Below are 21,981 nucleotides of genomic sequence, written 5' to 3' on the forward strand. Positions count from 1 at the left end.
CGTTTCCGTACGGGGGACTTGAACCGCTGGTGAGTCGTCACCCCGTACGGAAAGGTTGCCGCGAATTCCGGAACGCTCGGCTTACTCGGCCTACTTGCTACTTGGCCTACTCGGCTGGCTGGGCGCAGGTCGCCGGGTCGAGGTTCTCCTCCACCTTGTCCTCACGGCCGTCGGGCTGGCCGTTGGGGAGCAGCTTGTCGGAGATGCCGTCGATGTAGTAGCCGTACGAGTAGATCGTGTTGTACCCACGGCCGCGCCAGGTGTGCACGGTCTGCATGTTCTTCCTGCTGCTGGGCTCCTTGTTCCACTGGTAGTCCTCGACGTAGAAGATCGGGTTCACCCGCACCACGCGCTGGTACGGCGTCCACGTCACGGCGACCTGAGTGCACGGCGGAATGGTCTTCTCGCTGCGCCGCTCGAACCGGGACTCCTTCTCCCAGCCCCACTCGTAACCGGCGCTGCCTCCCACGCCGCCCGTGAAGATGCTCTTGGCGAGGGACAGGTTGATCGAGGCCCCGACGCTCTTCTTGGCGAACGTCTTGGTGCTGTAGCTACTGACGAAGGTCTCCTTGTCGTCCTTCGAACCGCGGTTGCCGATCCACGGTGAAGTGCGCACGGTCTGGCCCTTGATGGACCACGTCGAGGCCTCCGCGTAACCGCACCAGCCGCGGAACGTCTCCCACGGCCCGATGGGCTCCCAGAAGGGGAACACGTCGTCCAGGTACTCGTCCCAGGTCTTGAACTCGCCGGTCTCGACGTTGTAGGCGCCGTAGACGCCGGTCAGGCTTGTCTTCTGGCTGCAGAGCCGCTCGATCATCAGATCGGTGTCGCCGGGGTCAGTGCCCCGGATGTTGGTCGCCCCGCCCGGTCCGGCCGCCTGGGCGGTTCCGGAGCCTGCTATCAGGCCGGTGAGGGCCAGGGCGGTGGAGGCGGTGATCAGGGCACTCTTCTTCAGCGTCGACTTCAGCGCGAGGCGCATGTGCACGCTCCTGCTCTTCGGATCGTGAGCGATCGTGAGTGGGGGATGCCGGCTGCAGTGAGTACACGGCTTCACAGGGGACCCAGCAGCATCAGAAGTGAGCAGAAGATAACAGGGGTCTTTGAATACTTACGAAACTTACTGTTCAGGGGCGTGACCGATCGTGATCAACTTCCCGAACTCGGCCCCATGGCAAGGCAGTTCCACGGTCACGGTCACTTCGGAACCGGAGGACCGACCACCAGGGTGGCGAGTTGTGCGGCGAGTTCGCCGGGGACGGGGTCACCCGTGACGAGCAGCCTGAGGTAGACCGGGCCGAGCAGTGCGTCGACGGCCAGGTCCATATCGGTCAGGCGCAGCCGGTCCTGTTCCTCGGCGCGCTGGAGTACCTGGCGCAGGATCTGGCGCCGCTCGCGCTCCACCATGTGCAGAGCGGCGGCGAGTTCGGGCGATCTGGGCAGTTCGCTGACCAGCCCGGCGAGGACGCGTCCGAGGTCGGTGCCGGTGAGGAGGCGGATGGTGTTGGACAGTACGGTGACCAGGTCCGCCCATACATCGGCTGTGTCCGGGGCTTCGGGGTTGGCCTGGGCGAACGCGTCCCGGATCGCGGCCGCGATCAGCTCCGTACGGTTCTTCCAGCGCCGGTAGACCGTGGGGCGGGAGACGCCCGCGCGGGAGGCCACCGCGTCGACCGACACCCCGGCCGCGCCGCTGTCCGCCAGCAGTTCGATGGTGGCCCGCAGGATGCGCACCGAGGCTTCACCGCTGCGCGGGCGGCCCGCTGCCGACGTCCGCTCAGGCACCGGTCACCTGCTCGCGGGCGGCGAGGGCACTGTCATGCGCGGCGAACCCGTCTTCGATCCCCATGGCCACTTGCTTCACCTCGACATAGGGCACCGAGAACAGCTCGGTGTCCCGGACCGCTTCCCAGAACATGTAGTACGCGGAGAGGTCTTCGGTCTCGACGAACAGGATGTCGCTGTAGTCGGCGCAGAACGCCTCCGCGTCGAACCAGCGCAGCCCGACCCCCTCGGCGCGGGCGGCCAGATCCTTGACCATGGCCCAGACACGAGCCCTCTCATCCCGCTCCAACCGCAGCCAGGCGGGCTGGAACTGCAGCATGTTCATCACCACGTACGTCACGACGCTCCCTCTTGTGCCTTGTGCGCGGACACCCACCGAGAACTCATATTAGATTACAGTACTGTGCTGTAATGAAATCCTGAGGCGAGGAGGGAAACGTGTCTGGCACGGAGCGCGTGGGGCTGGCCGTGATCACCGGCGGTACCGCCGGAGTGGGCCTGGCACTGGCGCGGCTGCTCGCCGGACGCGGTGAGCGGGTCGTCGTCTGCGGCCGCGACCGGGAGCGAGTGGCCGCCGCCGGTGCCATCCCGGGTATCGAGGCCATCCGGTGCGACCTCGCCGTGGAGAGCGAGGTCGCGTCTCTGACGGAGCGGATACGGGAAAGGGGAGCCATCCGCCTGCTGGTCAACAATGCGGCCGTGCAGTTCAGTTACCGGCTGACCGATCGCGACCGTGACGACCTGCTGCGGGACACGGACACGGAGATCGGCACGAATCTGACCGGTCCGGTCAAGCTCACCGCGCTGGCCCTGCCGCTGATGCTGCCCGGCGGCGCCATCGTCAACATCACCTCGGCCCTCGCCCTGACCCCCAAGCGCTCCGCTCCCCTGTACTGCGCCACCAAGGCCGCCCTGCGCAGCTACACCACCGCCCTGCGCTACCAACTCGCCGACGACGAGCGGGGCATCCGGGTGACGGAGGCCATGCTCCCGCTCGTGGACACGGCCATGACGGCCGGCCGGGGCAGCGGCAAGATCAGCCCCGAACGGGCCGCCACGGAACTGCTGCGCGGCCTCGACCGCAACCGCCCCGTCGTCCACGTGGGCAAGATCCGCGCCCTGACAGCCCTTCACCGCCTGTCCCCCGCGCTCGTGGCCCGCCTGCTCCGAGAGGGCTGAGCAGCAGGAGTCGCGACCGCCGCATCAGCCTTCGTCCGTACCCGTACCGAGGCGCTGCCCCCGGCTGACCGCGATACGGAGTACGTCTCCGAGCGACTCCACCGCCCTGGTCAGCGCGAAGCGCACCGCGCGCTCGCCTGCCCTGCGGTCGGCGAGGACGGCCCTGGCTCCCGCCAGTACCTGTTCCCCGGAACTGAGTTGGGCCGCCTCCACGTCGTCGGCGAGCAGGGAGAGCTTGCTGTGTCCGTTGTCGGTGCTGAGGTAGGCGGGTTTGCCTTCGGGGCCGGTCCAGGGCAGGAGACGCAGCGTGCCGGGCGTCAGGGGTTCCTCCGGGAGTTCCTCCGGGGCGTTCATGCGGAGACCTCCACTCCGTGGATGTGGCGAGGGCTGGTGTAGTCGCGTCGTTCCTCCGGGGTGAAGAGGTAGGGGCGTACGAGGGGGGTGTCCAGTTCGAAGGGGAGTGCGTGGAGGGGGTGGTGAGGGCGTACCGGTGGGGAGTGGGGTGGGGGCGTCAAGGGGTGTTCCCTGTCCGGCGGTTGGGGCATGGCGGCTCGGTGGCGTCCCTGGGTGGGGAGTAGTAGCCGTACGAGGGTGAGCAGGACCGACTCGCAGAATTTCGCGAGGGGTACGCGCATGTCGGTGTCCCTTCCTGGATTCCTGGGGTGCTGGCGAGCGGTGATTACCGTTCGTGCCTCGATCGTCACTGCTTGCGCGTACGCTGCGGAAGGGGGTCGGCGTTGTCTGCGGCCCCAGGCAACGAGGAGGTGTGACGTGGCCGAAGAGGTTGACGGGGAACGGGAGTCGGGGCGCGCTGTGTTGGGCCGGACGCTGAGGTTCCTGCGGGAGAAGGCGGGGAAGTCGCTGGGGCAGCTCGCCGACGAGACGGGGTACGACAAGAGCTACCTGAGCCGCATGGAGTCGGGGCAGCGGCTGTCCAAGGTGACGGTCATGGAGGACCTGGACGGGTACTACGGGGCCGGTGACCTGCTGGTGAGTCACTGGAAGATCGCACGGCTGGATGCGTTCAAGGACCAGTACAAGGAGTTCATGAAGCTGGAGGCGACGGCGCGGATCATGTGGCTCTTCGCGCCGGGGATTCCTGGTCTCCTGCAGACCGAGGACTTCGCGCGGGAGGTGTTGTCCAAGGCCCAGACAACGGCTGATGGCGACGAGTGGGTCGAGGAGCAGGTCGCGGCGCGACTGGGACGGCAGTACCTGCTACGGCAGGAACCGCAGCCCGATGTCCGCGTCATCCTGGACGAGACCGCACTCCGGCGTCCCGCCGCCGACTCCCAGACCTGGCACGACCAACTGGCGCACCTTGAGGCCGCCGCGATGTGGTCCAACATGACGATCCAGGTACTGCCGTTCTCGGCGGGAGCGCACCACCATATGAACGGGTCGCTGACGTTGCTGTGGCAGCAGGACGGAAGTGCCGTTGCCTACAAGGAAGGCAACGGTTGCAGTCGGCTGATCGAAGATCCGGACGAGGTCCTGCGGAACCGACTGTCCTACGATCGGCTCCGCGACCTGGCGTTGTCCCCGTCGGACTCGCTGAAGTTCATCAGGGCCGTACTGAAGGAGCACAGACACCATGAAGCCCACCCCTGACCTCACCGCCGCCGCGTGGCGCAAGTCGAGCTACAGCGAAGGGGGAGCCAACGACTGCGTCGAGGTCGCCGACGGCTACGCGGGCATAGTCCCCGTGCGCGACAGCAAGACCCCGGCCGCCCGCCCGCTGGTCTTCTCCGTCGCCTCCTGGTCCGCGTTCGTGAGCAACGTACGGGAGATGGCGTGACTCCCGACCTCGGTACTGCCGTGTGGCGTAAGTCGAGCTACAGCGATGGGGGCGACGGAAACTGCGTTGAGGTTGCCGATGGCTGCCCCGACATAGTCCCCGTCCGCGACAGCAAGACCCCGACATCCCGCCCGCTGGTCTTCTCCGCCGTCTCCTGGTCCGCGTTCGTGAGCAACGTACGGGAGACGGCGTGACTCCGGACCTCGGCACCGCTGTCTGGCGCAAGTCGTCCTACAGCGACGGGGGAGACAACAACTGCGTCGAGGTCGCCGACGGCCACCCCGCCATGGTTCCCGTCCGCGACAGCAAGGTCCCGGAGGGCCGCGTGCTGGTCTTCGGGGCGCCCTCTTGGTCGGCGTTCGTGGAGCGGGTCAAGGTCGGGGCGTGGTGAACACCTCCGGGTGAAGCGGACGCGAAACCGGGACGGGAAGGCGTGCGGTCCGGTCACGGTGATCCCATGCCAGAGATCACGACTACAGACCCCTCTGCGGCTCAGCAGCTCACCGCCGATCGGCTCGCCGAACGTGTCGCTGCCCCTCGCGAGGTACTGCGCGAGCGGATGGGCTGCTCGCTGACCGACGAGGAATTTGATCAAGGGCCGGACGTACTGGCCAACCTGTACGCCCTGGCCGCCGAGAAGATCCGTGCCCAGGGCCTGCTGCCCCGGTCGGAGCCGGTGTGCGGACGATCCGCGCGGGGACGGTGAGCGCGGCTATGGTCGTAGACACGGCGCGTCCAAGGAGGACATCGATCATGGCTGCCCATGCTGCGGAACTCGATCCCGTCGTCCCCCCCATGCCCGAGCGGACGCCGAAGGCGCTGCGCAGGGCCATCGCCGAAGACGCCCCCCACCTCCTCCCCGACTTCGACGCGCACTGGAGGCGGGCGATCGGCGACACGTATGACGTTGGTCCCGTGTCCGCGTTCCTGGCCCGCTGGTGGTGCGAATACGCAATTGCACGTGATCCGAAGCTCGACGCTCACGTGACCGAGCTTCAGCACCGTGCGGCAGAGGCGACCGACATCGCTGAGGCCAAGGCTCTCCTCGAAGAGGTGGCGAAGATTCGCTACAGCATGCGGGACTTGGACCCTGGCGAGTGACCGACGAGTTCATGGGACCGCCCTGGCAGATGGACTGGCGGCTCGATGCCCTCGCCAGCCGTGATGCACTGCCGGAGCATGTGCGGAAGATGGTTGACGAGGTTCGCGCCGAGCTGGTCACCGCGAAGGACCCGTATTTCCGTGGGATCGACACCGATCGCGACCTCCCGGAGACCATGTATGTCGAGCCGGTACGGTCCAGCGATCCCAAGGGTCCGCGCATCGTGTACTTCGACAATCACAATGGCTGGCTGGTCTACACCTTCGTTCGACGCTCTGCGGATCCGCAGATCCTGGTGGTAGAGGTCTTCTGGCAGGTTTACGAACCTCCTACGGAACCTCCGGCGGAGCCGTAGGCGCCCCCGGCAACCGCACTGTCGCCACCGTCCCCCCACTCTCCGCGCGGGCCAGGGTCACCTGTCCGCCCGCCTGCTGCACCGTCCGCGCCACGATGGACAGACCCAGGCCCGAGCCCGGCAGGGCCCGGGCGCTCGGGGAGCGCCAGAAGCGGTCGAAGACGTGGGGGAGTTCCTCGGCGGGGATGCCGGGGCCGTGGTCGCGGACCGTGAGGACGCCCTTGGTCAGCTGGACCTCGATCGTCCCGCCCTCCGGGCTGAACTTCACCGCGTTGTCGAGGATGTTGACCACCGCGCGCTCCAGTGCGGCCGGTTCGGCGCGGACGTACCACGGCTGGATGTCCGCCGTGATCGTCAGCTCGGGGCCGCGCAGGCGGGCGCGGCGGAGGGCCGCCTCGACGGTGTCCTCCAGGGCCACGACCTGGACGCGTTCGCCCCGCTGGCCCTCGGAGCGGGACAGTTCCTGCAAGTCGCCGATCAGGGAGGACAGTTCGGTCATCTGGGCCTTCACCGAGGCCATCAGGGCCTTGCGGTCCGCCGCCGGGATCGGGCGGCCCGTCTCCTCGCTGCGGGTGAGGAGTTCGATGTTCGTGCGCAGGGAGGTGAGGGGGGTGCGTAGTTCGTGGCCCGCGTCCGCGATGAGTTGCTGCTGCAGCTCGCGTGAGCTGGCCAGGGAGGACGTCATCGAGTTGAAGGAACGGGACAGGCGCGCGATCTCGTCCTCCGAGTCGTCCTCCACCGGGATGCGTATCGTCAGGTCCTCGGTGCGTGCGATGTGTTCGGTGGCCTCGGTGAGTTTGTCGACGGGGCGCAGGGCCGCGCGGGCCACGAACAGACCGGTCGCTCCGGCGCCCACGACTCCGATACCGGAGACGAAGAGGAGGAGCAGGGCGAGTTCGTTGAGGGTGTTCGTGGTGCTTTCGAGGGGAGTCGCGACGACGAAGGCATAGCCCTCGTACGGGATCGGCTCCCCCAGAGGGCCCTGCTTGGCCATCAGGGGTGTGGTCAGGATCCGTACGGAGTTGCCCTCACCGTCGGTTCCGTTGCGGAGGGTCCCCTCGTCGTACACCGGGTTCTCGGCGACCTCCTTGTCACTGTCGGAGACCTTCACGACACCCGCGGAGTCCGAGAAGACACACGCGGTGCCGTCCGCGCTGACCACCTGGTAGTACTGGAATCTGGGCGGGCCCCAGTCGCTGACGCCGGACTGGTCGGCCGGCTCCTGGGGACAGCTCTCGATGAGGGCGTTGACGGTCGTGACCGTCGGTTTCTTGTGGAGGGCCTTCTGCAGATCGCTGTCGACCTCGTCGTACAACTTCCCCTGCACCACGAACCAGCAGCTCACCGAAACCGCCGCCACCGCGAACGCCACAGCCGCCGCGACCAGGAGCGACAGCCGGGCCCGCAGGGGCAGGGACCGGAACCGGCGCACGACCCTTCTCACTCCGTGCCGCCCGCCCGCAGGGCGTAGCCGACGCCCCGCACGGTGTGGACGAGCCGGGGCTCGCCGTCGGCCTCGGTCTTGCGGCGCAGGTACATGACGTAGACGTCGAGGGAGTTGGACGAGGGCTCGAAGTCGAAGCCCCAGACCGCCTTGAGGATCTGCTCACGGGTGAGTACCTGGCGCGGGTGGGCCATGAACATCTCCAGGAGTGTGAACTCCGTACGGGTCAGCTCCACCGGCCGGCCGCCGCGCGTGACCTCGCGGGTGCCGAGGTCCATGCGCAGGTCGGCGAAGGTGAGGGCGTCGTCCTCCTGGTCCGTGTCCGCCCCGGCCGACGCCGCGTACGAGCTGCGCCGCAGGAGGGCGCGGACGCGGGCGAACAGCTCGTCCAGCTCGAAGGGCTTGACCAGGTAGTCGTCCGCGCCCGCGTCCAGGCCGGTCACGCGGTCGCCGACCGTGTCGCGGGCCGTGAGCATCAGGATGGGCGTGGTCGAGCCCGCGCCGCGGATGCGGCGGGCGGCGGTCAGGCCGTCCATGCGGGGCATCTGGATGTCCAGGACCAGCAGGTCGGGCTGGTACGCCGTGGCCTTCTCCAGCGCCTCCACGCCGTCCGCGGCGACCTCGGTGTCGTAGCCTTCGAAGGCCAGACTGCGCTGAAGTGCTTCGCGCACCGCCGGCTCGTCGTCGACGATGAGGATGCGCTGGGGGTCACGGTCGCCTTCGGCGGGGCTCATGGTGGTGTTGTTCCTCGGGTGCGATGGGTCGTGGACGGGAGTTTCAAGCCTCGGAGGGCTTCAGCCTCGCACGTTCCAGGGCCGGGCAGAAAGGATCAGCCTCTGGCGGCGGCGGTACGGCTGCCGGTACGGCGGTGCATACGTGCGGTGGTGTTCCGGCGGGCGGCGGCGCGGGTGACCGCCACCTCGGGGGCCCGCTTCACCGGCGGGTGCAGTTCGGCGGCCACCGCGAGGGCGAGGGTCAGGCCGGACGGGTCACCGACGGTCATGTTCTCGTGGGAAACCTGCTTGATCATGTCGACCTCCAGAGTCGATCAAGGGGAGAGGGAAAGAGGGCAGGGCGTCAGTCGCTGCCGCCCGCCCGCAGCGTGCTCAGGTCGGACTTGACCGTGTTGATCGGGATGGCGAAGCCGAGGCCGACGCTTCCGGCGTCCGACGAGGCCGAACTCGCCGAGTACATCGCCGAGTTGATGCCGATGATGTTGCCGTTCATGTCGATCAGCGCGCCGCCGGAGTTGCCGGGGTTGAGCGAGGCGTCGGTCTGGAGCGCCTTGTACGTCGTGGTGGACGAGCCGGTGTCGCCGTTGAACTGCTGACCGCCGAACTCGAACGGCCAGCCGCCGCCCTGCTGCTGTTGCTGCTGCCCCTGGTCCGTGGCGACCGTGACGTCCCGGTCGAGCGCGGAGACGATGCCGCTGGTGACCGTGCCGGTCAGGCCCTCGGGGGAGCCGATCGCCACGACCTCGTCGCCGACCTGGACGTTGTCCGAGTCGCCGAGGCTCGCGGCCGTCAGCCCGGAGGCGTTGTCCAGCTTGATGAGGGCGAGGTCCTTCGCGCTGTCAGTGCCGACGACCTGCGCGGTGTACTCCTTGCCGTCGTCCGTCGTCACCGTGATCGAGGAGGCGCCGGAGATGACGTGGTTGTTGGTGATGATCTCGCCGTCGCTGGTGATGATCACGCCGGAACCGGTGGCCTCACCGGTGTTCGACCTGGCGTTGATCTCCACGATGCTCGGGCTGACCGCCTTGGCGACCCCGGCGACGGTGCCCTTCTGGCTGGTGGGCACCACGCTCGTGGAGGTGGACGTGGAGGTCGTGTCGGTGCCGGTCAGCTCCTGGATGCCGTACGCGGTGCCGCCGCCTATCGCCGCGGCCACGATCGCCACGGCGGCGAGGAGGGCCACGGGACCACGGGCGCGCTTCTTGGCGACGGGGGCGGGGGCCGGCTCCGCCGGGTTGGTGGGGGCGGCGGTGAGGAGAGCCGTATCGCCGCCGTTGCCTCCGCCGCCGTCGGCCGCGTATGACGTCTGGGCCGTGTATGCCGTCTGGGGCCCGGCTGCCATCTGGGGCTCGGCTGTCGCTTGGGGCCCGGCTGACGCCTGACGCCCGGCTCCCGCCTGAGGCTCGGCTGCCGTCCGGAGCGCGTCCGGTGTCTGGGGCAGGACCTGCGTCTGGGGCTCGGCGACCGGCTCGTACACCGGCGGGGGCGGCCACTCCGGGTTCACGGGGGAGGAGGCGTGCTGCTGCTCGGGGTACGCGGGCTGGTGTCCGTGACCCTGGGGGTTCTCGTACTCGCCGCTGCGGCGGATGCTCTCGGTCATGTCTCAGAGCTTGTCCCCCGTCCATGAGAGCTCCCTGAGTCCTCCCTGAGAAGCCGAGCAGAACCTCGTATGCCCGAAATAAAGACGCTCGCGCGGCTTCTCCCAGCAGGCTTCGAACGAAAGTTGGTATCTCTTCTATAAATCCTGCGCGTGTCGGGGCAATTGGGAACTAGGCTCGCGGGGCCGGAGGGGGGCTCCGCGGCTCGGGACGGGCCTGCGCGTCGGTACGCCCTTCTCGGGCCCGACGATGACACCCATCTCAGGAGCTTTCCAGTGATACGTGCCCTGCGTGGCCGTCACAGACGTGCTGTCACAGCCCTGCCCGCGGCCGCTCTCGCGCTGGTGCTGAGCTGCGCCGGCGTCCTCGCGGCGCAGCCCGCGACGGCTGCGGACGCCCCTGCCCTGCCCGAGCCGGGGGTCGCCGAGGAGGCGGCCCCGACGCCCAAGGCCTCCGAGGCCGAACTGCGCGACCGCCTTGTCAAGGCGGCGAAGACCCAGGCCACCGAGGTCACCGACTCCTCCGACTCCTCCGGGTCCAGCGATTCGACCGAGTCGAGCGCGTCGGGCGAGTCCAGCGAGCCGTCGAAGGTGACCCCGTTCATCATCGGCGGCACCGAGACCACGATCTCCCGCGCCCCGTGGATGATCCAGCTCGGGTACTACAACGAGGCCACCGACGAGGGCTACTTCTGCGGCGGCGCACTGGTCGCCCCGAACAAGGTCCTCACCGCCGCCCACTGCGTCGCGGGCCTCAACTGGCGCGCCAACGGCGTGGCCTTCGCCGGCGCCACCAACCTGTACGACGACGTGAACGGAACGGTCGTCGGTATCCATCGCAAGTGGCAGCACCCGAACTACAACGCTCGGACCCTCAGGAACGACATCGCGGTCCTCACTCTCAACGCCCCCCTGATGAAGAGGCCCACGCTGCGCCTCGCGGCCAGCAACGACAACGCCCTCTACACCCCCGGCACCACCGGCACGGTGTACGGCTGGGGCCTGACCTCCGGCGGCGACGACGCCCAGCTGTCCTCGAAGCTGCGCAAGGTCCGACTGCCGATGGTCAAGGACTCGACCTGCAACAGCTCCATGAGGTCGCTCCTCGGCGCGGACTACTTCATCGAGGGCTCGATGGTCTGCGCGGGCACCCCGGCCACCGGCACCGACGGGGGCACCAAGAGCCCCTGCAACGGCGACTCCGGCGGCCCGCTGGTCGTGAACGGCAAGATCGCCGGCATCGTCTCCTGGGGCGTCGCGGGCTGCACCGCCAAGGGCGCCTACCCGGTGTTCACCAAGGTCAAGTCGTACACCTGGGCCGCCCAGCCGCGCATCGACGACACCGACCTGACGTTCGACGGCCGCGCCGACCTGATGGCCCGCGGGACCGCCGGCAAGCTGTTCCTGCGTGCGAGCAAGGGCACCTCGCTCAAGCGGCGCGTGGCCCAGGGCAGCGGCTGGCAGAACTTCAGCTGGGCCATCCAGGCCGACCTGGACCGCGACTTCTACCAGGACCTGATCGTGCGCGACAAGCGCAACGGCAAGCTGCGCCGCAGCTACTTCAACCACAACACCCAGAAGTTCGCCTGGACGGGCGTCAACGTCTGGGGCGGCTACAAGTCGTACGCCATCCCCGGCGACCTGACCGGTGACGCCCGCCCCGACATGGTCGCCCGGGCCAAGGACGGCTCGGTGTACCTGTACCCGGGCAAGGGCAACGGCCAGTTCAACTCCAGGGTCAAGGTCGTCAACAAGGCATGGAAGACCGCGAAGCTGCTGGGCCACGGCGACTTCTCCGGCGACGGCAAGGCCGACCTGCTGGTCCGCTCCGGTAGCGGCAAGCTGTTCCTGTACCGCGGCACCGGTAAGACGAAGAAGCCGTGGATGTCGCGGCTCACGGTCCGCACGGGCTGGAACTTCACCCAGTACGTCACCAGCGGCGACGTCAACGGTGATGGCAAGGCCGACGTCATGACCCGTGACAAGAAGGGCAACCTGTGGCTGTACCGGGGCACGGGCAAGGCGTCCAGCAAGATCTTCGCGAGCCGGATCAAGCTGGGCACGGGCTACAACCAGTACAACCTGCTGTTCTGAGCACCTGAGCTTCTGAGCTCTGTCGTGGGCTCGTACCGTACAAGCCGTACGGTACGAGCCCACGCGGCTGTCCGGCCCACGCGGCCGTTCAGCCCATGCGTCTGTCTACGCGCAGCCGCAGGACCGCCGCACAACCAACCGGGACGGAAACAGCTTCAGCCGCTCACGCCGGGACCCAGCCACGCGCAGTCCGTCATCGAGAACGAGGTCGACGGCCGCCCGCGCCATCCCCGTACGGTCCGTAGCCACAGTCGTGAGCGGCGGATCGGTCAACGCCGCCTCCTTGACGTCGTCGAACCCGGCCACCGCCAGCTCTCCCGGCACGTCGATGCGCAGCTCGCGCGCGGCGCGCAGGACGCCGATGGCCTGGTCGTCGGTGGAGCAGAAGATGGCGGGCGGCCGGTCCGGCCCGGAGAGCAGCCGCAGGCCCACCTGGTAGGCGTCGTAACGGTTGTACGGGGCCTCGAAGAGGCGCCCCTCCGTGGAGATCCCGGCGTCGCTCATCGCGCGCCGCCAGCCCTCGACGTGGTCGGAGACCGGGTCGCCGACGGTGGGGGTCTCCGCGATGCCGCCCAGACAGGCGACGTAGGGGTGGCCGTGCTCCAGGAGGTGGCTCACGGCGAGCTGGGCGCCACCGATGTCGTCCGTGACGACGGCGACGTCGTCGATGGCCTCGGGCCGCTCGTGCAGCAGGACGACCCGGGCGTCCCAGGCGTCTATCTCGGCGGCAGCGTTGTCATTGAGCGCGTGGCTGACGAGGATCAGCCCGGAGACGCGCATCCCGAGAAAGGCCCGCAGATAGTGGACCTCGCGCTCGGCGATGTAGTCGGAGTTCCCGACGAGGACCATCTTGCCGCGCTCGGCGGCGGCCTGTTCGACCGCGTGCGCCATCTCCCCGAAGAAGGGCTGGCGCGCGTCCGGGACGATCAGGCCTATGAGCTCGGTACGCCGTGACGCCATGGCCTGGGCGACCCGGTCGGGCCGGTACCCCAGTTCCTTGATGGCGGCGAGGACACGCTCGCGCGTGGCCGGGGCAACCGGCCGGGGTCCGTTGTTGATGACATAACTGACGACGGCGGTGGATGTCCCCGCCAGCCGCGCCACATCATCCCGAGTCACCTTGGCCACGCGCGGAGTCTACGCGGATGGACCTGCTCTGGGCAGGGCGTACGGGAGCTTCCTTACCGCTCCCCTGTCGCTCCCTTGTGCGGAAGCCGTGTACGCCCTGCGCGCGGCCGGACCCCTCAGGTCTCGGTCAGGCCTCGGTCAGGCCTCGGCCGTGACCTCGGTGGCGTCCAGAGCGGTCGTCTCGTCCGCATCCTCCGCCTTTGCCGGGGTTGCCTGGGTCTTCGTCTCGTCGGCGGCGCGGTCGCCCTTCTCCGGCGTAACGAATCGATAACCGACGTTCCGTACGGTCCCGATCAGCGACTCGTGCTCGGGCCCGAGCTTCGCGCGCAGCCGTCGTACGTGGACATCGACGGTCCGCGTGCCGCCGAAGTAGTCGTAGCCCCAGACCTCCTGCAGCAGCTGCGCGCGCGTGAAGACGCGGCCCGGGTGCTGCGCGAGGTACTTGAGGAGCTCGAACTCCTTGAAGGTCAGGTCCAGGACCCGGCCCTTGAGCTTGGCGCTGTAGGTCGCCTCGTCGACGGACAGGTCGCCGTTGCGGATCTCCATCGGGGAGTCGTCGTTGACGATCTGCTGGCGGCCCATGGCGAGCCGCAGCCGGGCCTCGACCTCGGCCGGACCGGCGGTGTCGAGAAGCACGTCGTCGATGCCCCAGTCGGCGGTGACGGCCGCGAGGCCGCCCTCGGTGACGACGAGGATGAGGGGGCAGCCGGGTCCGGTGGAGCGCAGCAGCTGGCACAGGCTGCGCACCTGCGGGAGGTCGCGGCGGCCGTCGATGAGGATGACGTCGGCGCCCGGGGTGTCGACGAGAGCGGGTCCCTCCGCCGGAGCCACGCGCACGTTGTGCAGCAGCAGGCCGAGGGCGGGAAGCACCTCCGTCGACGGCTGGAGGGCATTGGTCAGGAGCAGCAGAGAACTCATCGCACCCCACCTGCCCGGGTCGTCATACGTTCGTGCACGGTTCGCTCGCCCATAACGTCTGGTTCCTCCTCGGTCCCTGCGAGGACGTTTGCGGCACTGCTGGGTACTGCCGGGTACTGCTCGGTACTACTGGTGCGGTTGCGGCCCCCGCGCCCCTGGGACCCGCCGTGGCTCCGAGGAGGAGCCACTATGCGTCCGACGGCCCCGTCACCTGCGGTTTCCCGCGTCGTATACAACGCCTGCGAAAGCACAAAAGGACCCGGGGGCTACGCTGCCCGAGTCCTCTGCCCAGCAGAATAGCCCACATGAGCACTGGTGCGGCAGGTCATGTGACGCGATCTTCCGGCGTCCCGAACTCTGAGACGGTGAACGACACCCCTCTGCGGAGGTTTCTGACCACTGACGACGGAGTGACGATCGATGCCGTATACGACCCGGGGGCGGTCGTATACGACGCCGGGGCGCCACCTTCCGGTCACCCGGTGTTCGTCGTCGCGCACGGCTTCACGGGGGACGTGGACCGCCCGCACGTGCGGCGAATCGCGAGCGCGTTCGCGCAGTACGGGGCTGTGGTCACATTCTCCTTCCGGGGCCACGGCGCCTCCGGGGGCCGCTCCACGGTCGGCGACCGCGAGGTGCTCGACGTGGCCGCCGCGGTGGCGTGGGCACGGGAACTGGGGCACGCGCGCGTGGCGACCGTCGGTTTCTCGATGGGTGGCTCGGTGGTGCTCCGGCACGCGGCACTGCACGGGCGGGTGCACGCGGGGCGCACGGAAGCGGGCAGGGGAACGGACGCCGTGGTCTCCGTCAGCGCCCCGGCCCGCTGGTACTACCGGGGTACGGCCCCCATGCGGCGCCTCCACTGGCTGGTCACCCGCCCCGAGGGCCGTCTCGTGGGCCGCTACGGCTTCCGTACCCGTATCCACCACCGTGAGTGGGACCCGGTGCCGCTCTCCCCGGTCGAGGCGGTGCCCATGATCGCCCCGACCCCGCTGCTGATCGTCCACGGCGAACTCGACGGCTACTTTCCGGTCGACCACCCCTGGATGCTGGCCGAGGCCGCCGGTGACCACGGCGAACTCTGGCTGGAGCCGGGCATGGGCCACGCCGAGCACGCGGCGGAGGACGAACTGCTCCGCAGGATCGGGGAGTGGGCTGTTTCGCGGGCGGGCCGCAGCAGGGCCTAGCCTGGGCGGTGTTCACTACCGTCCGGCCGATTGATTGAGGAACCCAGAGATGCCAAAGGGCACGGTGCGCTACTGGGCCGCCGCCAAGGCCGCCGCCGGGGTCGCCGAGGAACCGTACGAGGCGGACACGCTCGCCGAGGCGCTCGACGCGGCCCGCGAGCGACACCCCGGCGAACTCGCGCGCGTCCTGCGGCGATGCTCGTTCCTCATCGACGGTGACCCCGTGGGCACGCGTGAACATGAGACGGTACGGCTGGCCGAGGGCGGCACGGTCGAGGTGCTCCCGCCGTTCGCAGGAGGGTGACCCCCAGATCATGAGCAACCAGCCGTACGGATCGTCGTACGACGGGTACGACCCGTATCAGCAGCAACAGCCTGGCTGGGAGGGGTACGACCAGACCCCGGCCCCGGCCCAGGCCCAGGGGCAGAGCCCGGCCTCGGCTCAGCAGCAGTACCAGTACGGCGAGCAGGACCAGTACACCCAGCAGTGGCAGGGCCAGACCTGGGAGACGCAGGTCCAGGCGCCGGTCGCCCCCGCGGCGAACGTGGCGGAGACGGCGTATCTGCCGTCACAGGGGTCGCAGGGGTCGCAGGCGTTGCAGGGATACGGGGAGCCGTCGGCGCACCAGCAGCCGTGGCGGCAGCAGTACGAGGCTGCCGCCCAGCCTCCGCAGGCGGCGGCGCCGACGGAGGAGGGGGGCTCCGACGAGTCCCGGGACCTCTCCGGCTACGGCCCGCCGACCCTGACCGGCAACTCCCGGGTCACGGACGCCCAGCGGGCCCGCGCGGAGGGGCGCTCGCCGATCATCGAGCCCGGGATGCGGCCCGCGCTGATCACGGCGGTGCTCGGGGCGCTGCTGGCGGGGACGGCGGTGGTCGGGGAGTATGCGCTCGCCGTACCGCTGGTCGTGCTGCAGGCCGTGACCGCGGCGGGCTGGTTCCGGCTGAACGGCATGTGGCCCGCCCGGCAGGGCATCGCGCTGGCCTTCGCGGGCGCGCTGACCGCCGACGCGGTTCTGCTCGCGGTCGGCCGGGAGAACGCGCCCGCGGCGATCCTCGGCACCCTGGGGGTCTGGGTCCTGCTCGCCCTCGTACTCCAGCTGCGCTCGCACGCGGACCCGGACGAGCGGATGTACGGCCTGATGGCCACGGTCGCCTCGGCGGCCCTGTCGATCGTCGCCGCCGGCCACCTGGCGGCCGCCCCGGACGCCGTCACCGTCGGCGCGGCCTCGGTCGCCGTCGCGCTGCTCGCCCGCGCCCTGCCGCTGCCCACGCCGGCCTCGGTGCCGGTGTCCCTCCTGGCCGCCACCGGCGCGGGCGTGGCCCTCGGCACCGCGACCGGCCTGGGCACCGGGGGCGCCTTCCTCGGCCTCGCGGCCGCGATCTGCGCCCTGATCGGCCACCGGGTCGCCGGCTACGACTACCCGTCGCGCTTCGTCCACATGACGGCGGGCGTGGCGCTGCCGCTGACGGCCGCGGCACCGGCGATCTACCTGGTGGGGCGGGCACTGGCGTAAGGCGTGGACTTCAGGGGTGTGCTTCAGGGGTGTGCTTCGCCCCTGTCACAGCTGATCAACAAGCCTCCGCACCCACGCCCACCCGCCCCCCGGCCGGGGTTACCGTCGCGTTCGACGGCCACTCGGGTCGCGACGGCCACTCGGGTGGAGAACAACCGACGACCGACCACCGCCGACGGGGAACGTGGGGAAGACCAGGACATGCGCGCACTGCGGATACTTGTCATCGTCGCCGTGGTCCTCGGCGGCCTGTTCGCGATCGCGGACCGTGTGGCGGTCAACTTCGCCGAGAACGAGGTGGCACAGCGGGTGCAGAGCAACGAGGGCCTGACCAGCACCCCGGACGTGTCGATCAAGGGTTTTCCGTTCCTCACCCAGGTGGCGCGCGGTGAGCTGGACAACGTCGAGGTGGGCATCAAGAACTACGAGGCCACCTCGACGACCGGCGCCGGGACGATCCTCATCTCCGACCTGACCGCCGAGATGCGTGACGTCACCTTCTCCGGCGACTACAGCTCGGCCACCGCCGGCACGGCCACGGGTACCGCGACCATCGCGTACGACGAACTCCTCAAGGCCGCGACGTCCGAGCCCACCCGGATCGGCCCCGGCATCACCGCCCGGGTCGTCGGCCTCTCCGACGGCGGCGACGGCAAGATCAAGGTCGAGCTGGAGATCGACGCCCCCGTGATCGGCACGCAGCAGCTCTCCGTGCTCAGCTCCGTCACCGTCAAGGACAACACCGTCGAGGTCCGCGCCGACTCCCTGCCCGACCTGGGCATCGACCTCGCCGAGAACCTGATGCGCACGATCACCGACTTCCAGCAGAACATCGACCAGCTCCCCGGCGGCATCCAGCTCGACAAGGTCGCGGCGGCCCGGGCCGGCGTGGAGATCACGGTGAAGGGTTCGAACGTGACGCTGGCGGGGTAGGACAGTCGATCGGGCACGACCGAGGCCCGTGTCCGAAAGGCGAGACGCCCCCGTCCACACGGCAGATACGTGCCCGATGTGACGACCGCTACAGCCGCCGGGAATCCGGCCCCGGTGGCATCGACGGCCTCACTCGGCTCACATCCCGGACGATCGTGTCTCAGCATGCGACACGCCGGTGACATGCCCGCCCGTCCGTCCCTACGATCGAGCCTATGAAGCAGCGACAGGCGGATCTCACGAAGCGGCGGGCAGTCGACCTGTGCCGCGTCGCCGCCATGCTCTGTCGCGCTGCCTGACCGGGACGCCGACTCCCGATTCCCCGCGCCCTCGACCGACTCAGGGCGCCCCGTGCGCCGCGTCGCCACCGCAGGCCTGACCGCGCACCCCCTCTTACGTACACCCCGCCGCAACTGCCCCGGAGGAGAAGAAGTATGAGCCGCAGCGACGTCCTGGTCGACGCCGAGTGGGTCGAGGCGAACCTCGACAACCCGAACGTGGCCGTCGTCGAGGTCGACGAGGACACCTCGGCCTACGACAAGAACCACATCAAGAACGCCATCCGGATCGACTGGACGAAGGACCTGCAGGACCCGGTCCGCCGTGACTTCATCGACCAGGAGGGCTTCGAGAAGCTCCTGTCGGAGAAGGGCATCGCCAACGACACCACGGTCGTCCTCTACGGCGGCAACAACAACTGGTTCGCGTCGTACGCCTACTGGTACTTCAAGCTGTACGGCCACGAGAACGTCAAGCTCCTCGACGGCGGCCGCAAGAAGTGGGAGCTGGACTCCCGCGACCTGGTCGACGGCTCGCAGGTGCCGAACCGCCCGAAGACCGAGTACAAGGCCAAGCCGCAGGACACCTCGATCCGTGCCTTCCGCGACGACGTCGTGGCGGCCATCGGCGCGCAGAACCTGGTCGACGTCCGTTCGCCCGACGAGTTCTCCGGCAAGCTGCTCGCCCCCGCCCACCTGCCGCAGGAGCAGTCGCAGCGCCCGGGCCACGTTCCGAGCGCCCGCAACATCCCGTGGTCGAAGAACGCCAACGACGACGGCACGTTCAAGTCGGACGAGCAGCTCAAGGAGCTCTACGCCGAGGAGAGCGTGGACCTCGCCAAGGACACCATCGCGTACTGCCGCATCGGTGAGCGCTCCGCCCTGACCTGGTTCGTCCTGCACGAGCTGCTCGGCGTGGAGAACGTCAAGAACTACGACGGCTCCTGGACCGAGTACGGCTCCCTCGTCGGCGTGCCGATCGAGCTCGGCGCCAACAAGTAATCCCCGACCTTTCAACTACCTAGGAGCAGCACATGTGTGGAGCGAAGGCCGGCGGCCCCGACGCCTCGACGATCAAACCCGGTGAGACCACCATCCAGGGTCAGGTGACCAAGGACGGCGAGCCGGTGACCGGCTACGTACGTCTCCTGGACTCGACCGGCGAGTTCACCGCCGAGGTCCCGACCTCGGCGACCGGACAGTTCCGCTTCTACGCGGCCGAGGGCACGTGGACCGTACGCGCCCTGGTGCCCGGCGGCACCGCGGACCGCACGGTCGTCGCCCAGAAGGGCGGCCTGGCCGAGGTCGCCATCGCCGTCTGACGGCGCGACACGGTACGGCACAGCGCAGTACGGCAGCACGGCGAAGGGCCGCGCCCCGCGGGTGGGACACCGGGGCGCGGCCCTTTGGTATTCCTTGGCGTTGCTTGGCATTCCTTCGGCATGCCCGGTCCTACCCTGGAGATATGTACGCCCGGCGTCGGCACACGTACTTCGTCATGATGGGGACGTGCCTCACGCTCTTCGTCCTGGCCTGGGGAGTCGTGCGTCTGTGGTCGGTCCCGGTGGCGGTGGGCATGTGCGTGGTGGCCATGATGATCCCCCCGATCGCCGCGGTGATCGCCAACCGCCGCGGCCCCGAGGACCGCTGGTGGGACGACCCGTCCGGTGACCCGCAGTCCGACGAGTGGTGGGACGAGCTGGACGGGAAGAAGCGGCACCAGTAGAACGTGTGCATGCCACGTCGTCGTACGAAGGTCTCCACCGTCGTCCTCGACGCGCCCGACGCCCACGAGCTGGCCGGGTTCTACCAGCGGCTCCTCGGGTACGAGGTGCGCGGCGACGAACCCGACTGGGTGCTCATCGGGCCACCGGACGGCGACGGCGGCGTCTCGCCGGCCTTCGAGACCGAGCGCGCGTACGTCCCGCCCGTCTGGCCGACCCGAGACCCCGGCGACCAGCAGATGATGCTGCACCTCGACATCGAGGTCGACGACCTGGAGGGCGAGACGGCCCGGGCGGTCGCCGAGGGTGCCGTACTCGCCGAGTGCCAGCCCCAGGACGACGTACGCGTGCTCTTCGACCCGGCGGGGCACCCGTTCTGCCTGTGGGTGGAGACCGGAGAATGAACCGGGGAGTGGACCGGACGTCTCAGTAGACGAGCGCCTGCGTCTCGTCCGCGAGAGCCTCCTGGACGAAGACCTGGGCGCCCGCGATGCGTACGCCCTCGATGACGTCCTTCTCCGTGATGTCGCGGCGCGCGGCGCACTGGGTGCACAGGGTGAGGCGGCCCCCGGCCAGGACCGAGTCGAGCAGGTCGGGGAGCGGCGCCGCGTGCGGGAGCTCGAACTCGGCGGCGCGGCCCGGCAGGGCGAACCAGCCGGATTCGCCGGTCAGCCAGAGGGAGACCTCGACACCGCTGGCCACGGCCACCGCCGCCACCGTGAACGCCTGCGAGCAGCGTTCGGGGGCGTCCGCCCCGGCCGTCACCTTGATCACGAGCTTCTTCGCCATGCTCGAATGGTAGTCCCGGTTGGCCGAGTCATGATCAACTCCGCTGCGACTCCCGTGCCGAGAACCTCACGAAACCGGCCGGACCCCGGCCGCGTAAGCTGGGGCCCGGCTCTGTACGCACCGCACACCCCGCTCAACCGAGGAGCACGCCGTGATCATCTTCTTCGAAACCCTGCTGGTCCTGGTCGCCGTGGGTGTTCTGGCCTTCACCGGGCTGGCCGTGAAGAAGCTGTACCAGGGCCAGCGCTGACCCACACCATCCCCGTACGAGACGACTTCTGAGCTGATCATGATCGAGATCCCGTCCGACCTCCACAAGGACCTGGTCCCCCTCGCCTTCCTGCTCGGCACCTGGGCGGGCGCGGGCGTGCACGACTTCCCGGGCTCGGAGAAGTGCAACTTCGGCCAGGAGGTGTCCTTCACCCACGACGGCCGGGACTTCCTGGAGTACCACTCCCACACCTGGGTGCTGGACCAGGACGGCAACAAGGTCCGGCCGCTGGAGTCCGAGTCCGGTTTCTGGCGGATCGACGGCGACCGCAAGGTCGAGGCCACCATGACCCGCCACGACGGCGTCGTCGAGGTCTGGTACGGCGAGTTGGCCGCCAAGAAGCCGCAGATCGACATCGTCACGGACGCGGTCGCGCGCACGGCCGCCTCGGGCCCGTACAGCGGCGGCAAGCGCCTCTACGGCTACGTCAACAGCGACCTCATGTGGGTCGGCGAGAAGCAGACCCCGGAGGTCGAGCTGCGCCCCTACATGTCCGCCCATCTGAAGAAGGTCGTCACCCCGGAGGAGGTCGAACGCTGGGCGAAGGCCCTGCCGGACGACATGCCGGACGACGGGATCGCTTTCTTCAAGTAGTTCTAGACTCTGTGGTGTGGTGAGCACCGACTGGAAGAGCGACCTCAGGCAGCGCGGCTACCGGCTGACGCCGCAGCGGCAACTCGTGCTCGAAGCCGTGGACACCCTCGAACACGCGACCCCCGACGACATCCTCGTGGAAGTGAGGAAGACGGCGTCGGGGGTCAACATTTCCACCGTCTACCGGACCCTGGAGCTCCTGGAGGAGCTCGGGCTGGTCAGCCATGCGCATCTGGGGCACGGGGCGCCGACGTACCACCTGGCCGACCGGCACCACCACATCCACCTCGTCTGCCGGGACTGCACCCATGTGATCGAGGCGGACGTGGAGGTGGCGGCCGACTTCACGGCCAAGCTCCGGGAGACGTTCGGGTTCGACACGGACATGAAGCATTTCGCGATCTTCGGCCGGTGTCGGGACTGCATGCTCAAACTCAACCTCAAGGATTCAAGTACCAAGTCGCAGGGTCACTAACAGCGGACCGATTGGCTTGGGTTTCCTTGGTGTTGCTCTGATCCTTCCGGTCTCTTCAGGGCTCTTCCGGCTGTGTGACCTT

32 protein-coding genes are annotated in these 21,981 nt (G+C 69.0%); 20 read left to right on the plus strand and 12 right to left on the minus strand.

What is annotated here, in order from left to right:
* Positions 1–106: 106 nt before the first annotated feature.
* The 3 genes from ACWD3C_RS27380 to ACWD3C_RS27390 all read right to left on the minus strand — a co-directional run bounded on the left by ACWD3C_RS27380 (position 107) and on the right by ACWD3C_RS27390 (position 2,122).
* Positions 107–979 carry a hypothetical protein gene (locus ACWD3C_RS27380; protein WP_451148380.1) on the minus strand — a complete coding sequence of 291 codons (873 nt, stop codon included), beginning with the start codon at positions 977–979 and terminating at the stop codon, positions 107–109.
* Positions 980–1,194: 215 nt separating this feature from the next.
* Positions 1,195–1,782 carry a TetR/AcrR family transcriptional regulator gene (locus ACWD3C_RS27385; protein ID WP_451148382.1) on the minus strand — a complete coding sequence of 196 codons (588 nt, stop codon included), beginning with the start codon at positions 1,780–1,782 and terminating at the stop codon, positions 1,195–1,197.
* Positions 1,775–2,122, minus strand: coding sequence for a darcynin family protein (locus ACWD3C_RS27390; RefSeq protein ID WP_451148384.1), 348 nt, complete (start codon positions 2,120–2,122; stop codon positions 1,775–1,777). Before ACWD3C_RS27390 ends, ACWD3C_RS27385 begins: the two co-directional genes overlap by 8 nt.
* A gap of 98 nt (positions 2,123–2,220) precedes the next feature.
* Between ACWD3C_RS27390 and ACWD3C_RS27395 the strand changes: the two genes are divergently transcribed.
* Complete coding sequence (locus ACWD3C_RS27395) at positions 2,221–2,961, plus strand: SDR family NAD(P)-dependent oxidoreductase (protein ID WP_451148386.1); 741 nt, start codon at positions 2,221–2,223, stop codon at positions 2,959–2,961.
* A gap of 24 nt (positions 2,962–2,985) precedes the next feature.
* On the opposite strand, the gene ACWD3C_RS27400 is transcribed toward ACWD3C_RS27395, so the two are convergent.
* Together ACWD3C_RS27400 and ACWD3C_RS27405 are read right to left on the minus strand one after the other, a co-directional pair.
* The gene (locus tag ACWD3C_RS27400) at positions 2,986–3,315 is read right to left on the minus strand and encodes a hypothetical protein (RefSeq protein ID WP_451148388.1); all 330 of its coding nucleotides are present in this window, start codon (positions 3,313–3,315) and stop codon (positions 2,986–2,988) included.
* On the minus strand, positions 3,312–3,596 hold the full coding sequence (locus ACWD3C_RS27405; protein WP_451148390.1) for a hypothetical protein: 285 nt from the start codon (positions 3,594–3,596) through the stop codon (positions 3,312–3,314). The genes ACWD3C_RS27400 and ACWD3C_RS27405 overlap by 4 nt, the downstream gene beginning before the upstream one ends.
* A 136-nt stretch (positions 3,597–3,732) precedes the next feature.
* Between ACWD3C_RS27405 and ACWD3C_RS27410 the strand changes: the two genes are divergently transcribed.
* The 7 genes from ACWD3C_RS27410 to ACWD3C_RS27440 all read left to right on the plus strand — a co-directional run bounded on the left by ACWD3C_RS27410 (position 3,733) and on the right by ACWD3C_RS27440 (position 6,216).
* Complete coding sequence (locus ACWD3C_RS27410; protein WP_451148392.1) at positions 3,733–4,572, plus strand: helix-turn-helix domain-containing protein; 840 nt, start codon at positions 3,733–3,735, stop codon at positions 4,570–4,572.
* A complete protein-coding gene (locus ACWD3C_RS27415) occupies positions 4,556–4,759 on the plus strand; it encodes a DUF397 domain-containing protein (protein WP_451148394.1) in 204 nt (67 codons plus the stop codon). The genes ACWD3C_RS27410 and ACWD3C_RS27415 overlap by 17 nt, the downstream gene beginning before the upstream one ends.
* Positions 4,756–4,953: a DUF397 domain-containing protein gene (locus tag ACWD3C_RS27420; RefSeq protein ID WP_451148396.1), complete on the plus strand. Its 198-nt coding sequence runs from the start codon at positions 4,756–4,758 to the stop codon at positions 4,951–4,953. Before ACWD3C_RS27415 ends, ACWD3C_RS27420 begins: the two co-directional genes overlap by 4 nt.
* Positions 4,950–5,150, plus strand: a complete 201-nt coding sequence (locus tag ACWD3C_RS27425; RefSeq protein ID WP_451148398.1) for a DUF397 domain-containing protein — start codon at positions 4,950–4,952, stop codon at positions 5,148–5,150. The genes ACWD3C_RS27420 and ACWD3C_RS27425 overlap by 4 nt, the downstream gene beginning before the upstream one ends.
* Before the next feature lie 66 nt (positions 5,151–5,216).
* Positions 5,217–5,465, plus strand: a complete 249-nt coding sequence (locus ACWD3C_RS27430) for a hypothetical protein (RefSeq protein WP_451148400.1) — start codon at positions 5,217–5,219, stop codon at positions 5,463–5,465.
* A 47-nt stretch (positions 5,466–5,512) separates the two neighbouring features.
* Positions 5,513–5,860 (plus strand): DUF6247 family protein, encoded by a 348-nt coding sequence (locus tag ACWD3C_RS27435; RefSeq protein WP_451148402.1) that lies wholly within the window; start codon positions 5,513–5,515, stop codon positions 5,858–5,860.
* Positions 5,857–6,216: a hypothetical protein gene (locus tag ACWD3C_RS27440; RefSeq protein ID WP_451148404.1), complete on the plus strand. Its 360-nt coding sequence runs from the start codon at positions 5,857–5,859 to the stop codon at positions 6,214–6,216. Before ACWD3C_RS27435 ends, ACWD3C_RS27440 begins: the two co-directional genes overlap by 4 nt.
* On the opposite strand, the gene ACWD3C_RS27445 is transcribed toward ACWD3C_RS27440, so the two are convergent.
* The 4 genes from ACWD3C_RS27445 to ACWD3C_RS27460 form a co-directional block, all read right to left on the minus strand.
* A complete protein-coding gene (locus tag ACWD3C_RS27445) occupies positions 6,191–7,660 on the minus strand; it encodes a sensor histidine kinase (protein WP_451148406.1) in 1,470 nt (489 codons plus the stop codon). The two genes, ACWD3C_RS27440 and ACWD3C_RS27445, sit on opposite strands and share 26 nt — an antisense overlap.
* The gene (locus ACWD3C_RS27450; RefSeq protein WP_451148408.1) at positions 7,657–8,394 is read right to left on the minus strand and encodes a response regulator transcription factor; all 738 of its coding nucleotides are present in this window, start codon (positions 8,392–8,394) and stop codon (positions 7,657–7,659) included. The genes ACWD3C_RS27445 and ACWD3C_RS27450 overlap by 4 nt, the downstream gene beginning before the upstream one ends.
* 95 nt (positions 8,395–8,489) lie before the next feature.
* Entirely contained in the window at positions 8,490–8,690 is a 201-nt protein-coding gene (locus ACWD3C_RS27455) for a hypothetical protein (RefSeq protein WP_451148410.1), read from the minus strand.
* Positions 8,691–8,737: 47 nt separating this feature from the next.
* Entirely contained in the window at positions 8,738–9,994 is a 1,257-nt protein-coding gene (locus ACWD3C_RS27460) for a S1C family serine protease (protein WP_451148412.1), read from the minus strand.
* A gap of 273 nt (positions 9,995–10,267) precedes the next feature.
* Between ACWD3C_RS27460 and ACWD3C_RS27465 the strand changes: the two genes are divergently transcribed.
* Positions 10,268–12,085: a trypsin-like serine protease gene (locus ACWD3C_RS27465; RefSeq protein WP_451148414.1), complete on the plus strand. Its 1,818-nt coding sequence runs from the start codon at positions 10,268–10,270 to the stop codon at positions 12,083–12,085.
* Between the two features lie 105 nt (positions 12,086–12,190).
* On the opposite strand, the gene ACWD3C_RS27470 is transcribed toward ACWD3C_RS27465, so the two are convergent.
* Positions 12,191–13,213, minus strand: coding sequence for a LacI family DNA-binding transcriptional regulator (locus tag ACWD3C_RS27470; RefSeq protein ID WP_451148416.1), 1,023 nt, complete (start codon positions 13,211–13,213; stop codon positions 12,191–12,193).
* Positions 13,214–13,351: 138 nt separating this feature from the next.
* On the minus strand, positions 13,352–14,131 hold the full coding sequence (locus tag ACWD3C_RS27475) for a response regulator transcription factor (RefSeq protein WP_451148418.1): 780 nt from the start codon (positions 14,129–14,131) through the stop codon (positions 13,352–13,354).
* Between the two features lie 305 nt (positions 14,132–14,436).
* Here ACWD3C_RS27475 and ACWD3C_RS27480 point away from each other — a divergent pair, with 305 nt between their 5' ends.
* The 9 genes from ACWD3C_RS27480 (at position 14,437) to ACWD3C_RS27520 (ending at position 20,174) form a co-directional block, all read left to right on the plus strand.
* Positions 14,437–15,318, plus strand: coding sequence for an alpha/beta hydrolase (locus tag ACWD3C_RS27480; protein WP_451148420.1), 882 nt, complete (start codon positions 14,437–14,439; stop codon positions 15,316–15,318).
* 49 nt (positions 15,319–15,367) lie between these two features.
* The gene (locus ACWD3C_RS27485) at positions 15,368–15,622 is read left to right on the plus strand and encodes a MoaD/ThiS family protein (protein ID WP_451148422.1); all 255 of its coding nucleotides are present in this window, start codon (positions 15,368–15,370) and stop codon (positions 15,620–15,622) included.
* 10 nt (positions 15,623–15,632) lie between these two features.
* Entirely contained in the window at positions 15,633–16,835 is a 1,203-nt protein-coding gene (locus tag ACWD3C_RS27490; protein WP_451148424.1) for a hypothetical protein, read from the plus strand.
* Between the two features lie 201 nt (positions 16,836–17,036).
* Positions 17,037–17,768: an LmeA family phospholipid-binding protein gene (locus ACWD3C_RS27495; RefSeq protein WP_451148425.1), complete on the plus strand. Its 732-nt coding sequence runs from the start codon at positions 17,037–17,039 to the stop codon at positions 17,766–17,768.
* Positions 17,769–17,983: 215 nt separating this feature from the next.
* Positions 17,984–18,067, plus strand: coding sequence for a putative leader peptide (locus ACWD3C_RS27500; RefSeq protein WP_451148492.1), 84 nt, complete (start codon positions 17,984–17,986; stop codon positions 18,065–18,067).
* A 135-nt stretch (positions 18,068–18,202) separates the two neighbouring features.
* Positions 18,203–19,048 (plus strand): sulfurtransferase, encoded by an 846-nt coding sequence (locus ACWD3C_RS27505; protein ID WP_451148427.1) that lies wholly within the window; start codon positions 18,203–18,205, stop codon positions 19,046–19,048.
* 32 nt (positions 19,049–19,080) lie between these two features.
* Positions 19,081–19,368, plus strand: a complete 288-nt coding sequence (locus ACWD3C_RS27510) for a DUF1416 domain-containing protein (protein WP_451148429.1) — start codon at positions 19,081–19,083, stop codon at positions 19,366–19,368.
* A 143-nt stretch (positions 19,369–19,511) separates the two neighbouring features.
* Positions 19,512–19,772 carry a DUF3099 domain-containing protein gene (locus tag ACWD3C_RS27515; protein ID WP_451148431.1) on the plus strand — a complete coding sequence of 87 codons (261 nt, stop codon included), beginning with the start codon at positions 19,512–19,514 and terminating at the stop codon, positions 19,770–19,772.
* Between the two features lie 9 nt (positions 19,773–19,781).
* A complete protein-coding gene (locus ACWD3C_RS27520; RefSeq protein ID WP_451148433.1) occupies positions 19,782–20,174 on the plus strand; it encodes a VOC family protein in 393 nt (130 codons plus the stop codon).
* 22 nt (positions 20,175–20,196) lie between these two features.
* Here ACWD3C_RS27520 and ACWD3C_RS27525 read toward each other — a convergent pair whose 3' ends face one another.
* Positions 20,197–20,559, minus strand: a complete 363-nt coding sequence (locus tag ACWD3C_RS27525) for a DsrE family protein (RefSeq protein ID WP_451148435.1) — start codon at positions 20,557–20,559, stop codon at positions 20,197–20,199.
* A 289-nt stretch (positions 20,560–20,848) separates the two neighbouring features.
* Here ACWD3C_RS27525 and ACWD3C_RS27530 point away from each other — a divergent pair, with 289 nt between their 5' ends.
* Positions 20,849–21,424 (plus strand): FABP family protein, encoded by a 576-nt coding sequence (locus ACWD3C_RS27530; RefSeq protein ID WP_451148437.1) that lies wholly within the window; start codon positions 20,849–20,851, stop codon positions 21,422–21,424.
* Between the two features lie 16 nt (positions 21,425–21,440).
* Positions 21,441–21,899 carry a Fur family transcriptional regulator gene (locus ACWD3C_RS27535; protein WP_451148439.1) on the plus strand — a complete coding sequence of 153 codons (459 nt, stop codon included), beginning with the start codon at positions 21,441–21,443 and terminating at the stop codon, positions 21,897–21,899.
* Positions 21,900–21,981: the final 82 nt, after the last annotated feature.

The sequence above is a fragment of the Streptomyces sp. NPDC002845 genome (assembly GCF_053591955.1).

What these genes read in the sequence shown, in the direction of transcription:
- ACWD3C_RS27455 (WP_451148410.1), bottom strand. Translation starts at nt 8,690, where the DNA reads ATGATCAAGCAGGTTTCCCACGAGAACATGACCGTCGGTGACCCGTCC.
- ACWD3C_RS27435 (WP_451148402.1), top strand. Translation starts at nt 5,513, where the DNA reads ATGGCTGCCCATGCTGCGGAACTCGATCCCGTCGTCCCCCCCATGCCC.
- ACWD3C_RS27520 (WP_451148433.1), top strand. Translation starts at nt 19,782, where the DNA reads ATGCCACGTCGTCGTACGAAGGTCTCCACCGTCGTCCTCGACGCGCCC.
- ACWD3C_RS27415 (WP_451148394.1), top strand. Translation starts at nt 4,556, where the DNA reads ATGAAGCCCACCCCTGACCTCACCGCCGCCGCGTGGCGCAAGTCGAGC.
- ACWD3C_RS27480 (WP_451148420.1), top strand. Translation starts at nt 14,437, where the DNA reads ATGAGCACTGGTGCGGCAGGTCATGTGACGCGATCTTCCGGCGTCCCG.
- ACWD3C_RS27485 (WP_451148422.1), top strand. Translation starts at nt 15,368, where the DNA reads ATGCCAAAGGGCACGGTGCGCTACTGGGCCGCCGCCAAGGCCGCCGCC.
- ACWD3C_RS27400 (WP_451148388.1), bottom strand. Translation starts at nt 3,315, where the DNA reads ATGAACGCCCCGGAGGAACTCCCGGAGGAACCCCTGACGCCCGGCACG.
- ACWD3C_RS27530 (WP_451148437.1), top strand. Translation starts at nt 20,849, where the DNA reads ATGATCGAGATCCCGTCCGACCTCCACAAGGACCTGGTCCCCCTCGCC.
- ACWD3C_RS27515 (WP_451148431.1), top strand. Translation starts at nt 19,512, where the DNA reads ATGTACGCCCGGCGTCGGCACACGTACTTCGTCATGATGGGGACGTGC.
- ACWD3C_RS27430 (WP_451148400.1), top strand. Translation starts at nt 5,217, where the DNA reads ATGCCAGAGATCACGACTACAGACCCCTCTGCGGCTCAGCAGCTCACC.
- ACWD3C_RS27500 (WP_451148492.1), top strand. Translation starts at nt 17,984, where the DNA reads ATGAAGCAGCGACAGGCGGATCTCACGAAGCGGCGGGCAGTCGACCTG.
- ACWD3C_RS27475 (WP_451148418.1), bottom strand. Translation starts at nt 14,131, where the DNA reads ATGAGTTCTCTGCTGCTCCTGACCAATGCCCTCCAGCCGTCGACGGAG.
- ACWD3C_RS27510 (WP_451148429.1), top strand. Translation starts at nt 19,081, where the DNA reads ATGTGTGGAGCGAAGGCCGGCGGCCCCGACGCCTCGACGATCAAACCC.
- ACWD3C_RS27405 (WP_451148390.1), bottom strand. Translation starts at nt 3,596, where the DNA reads ATGCGCGTACCCCTCGCGAAATTCTGCGAGTCGGTCCTGCTCACCCTC.
- ACWD3C_RS27525 (WP_451148435.1), bottom strand. Translation starts at nt 20,559, where the DNA reads ATGGCGAAGAAGCTCGTGATCAAGGTGACGGCCGGGGCGGACGCCCCC.
- ACWD3C_RS27380 (WP_451148380.1), bottom strand. Translation starts at nt 979, where the DNA reads ATGCGCCTCGCGCTGAAGTCGACGCTGAAGAAGAGTGCCCTGATCACC.
- ACWD3C_RS27450 (WP_451148408.1), bottom strand. Translation starts at nt 8,394, where the DNA reads ATGAGCCCCGCCGAAGGCGACCGTGACCCCCAGCGCATCCTCATCGTC.
- ACWD3C_RS27460 (WP_451148412.1), bottom strand. Translation starts at nt 9,994, where the DNA reads ATGACCGAGAGCATCCGCCGCAGCGGCGAGTACGAGAACCCCCAGGGT.
- ACWD3C_RS27505 (WP_451148427.1), top strand. Translation starts at nt 18,203, where the DNA reads ATGAGCCGCAGCGACGTCCTGGTCGACGCCGAGTGGGTCGAGGCGAAC.
- ACWD3C_RS27495 (WP_451148425.1), top strand. Translation starts at nt 17,037, where the DNA reads ATGCGCGCACTGCGGATACTTGTCATCGTCGCCGTGGTCCTCGGCGGC.
- ACWD3C_RS27490 (WP_451148424.1), top strand. Translation starts at nt 15,633, where the DNA reads ATGAGCAACCAGCCGTACGGATCGTCGTACGACGGGTACGACCCGTAT.